Origin of the sequence: Streptomyces sp. URMC 126 (assembly GCF_051386555.1) — a bacterium.
In the GTDB taxonomy this organism is placed as follows: Bacteria; Actinomycetota; Actinomycetes; order Streptomycetales; family Streptomycetaceae; genus Streptomyces.
Genome location: NZ_JBPQTX010001157.1, coordinates 1 through 248, shown reverse-complemented (window position 1 = coordinate 248; position 248 = coordinate 1). Strand labels below are relative to the sequence as shown.

At 64.9% G+C, this 248-nt stretch carries 1 pseudogene; it reads left to right on the top strand.

From position 1 onward, the window contains the following. Window positions 1-248, top strand: a pseudogene (locus ACSNOK_RS35485) (amidohydrolase family protein); the annotation flags it as partial.

Genomic DNA, 248 nt, shown 5'->3' with positions numbered 1-248 from the left:
ATGTCGAGTTTCCCGCCATCTTCGTCGGCGACAACGGCCTCATCACGTCGATCGCCGACGCGCGCACGGTGCGCTGGGGGAGCGACGTCACGCACGTCAATCTCAGCGGCCAGACCCTGCTTCCCGGCCTCATCGACATGCACGTCCACCTGGACAGCCCGGCCGACATCGGCGGCTATAGCGGGCTCGAATATACCGACAGCTTCTGGGGCATGACCGCGGTCAAGAATGCGCGCGACATGCTCGAC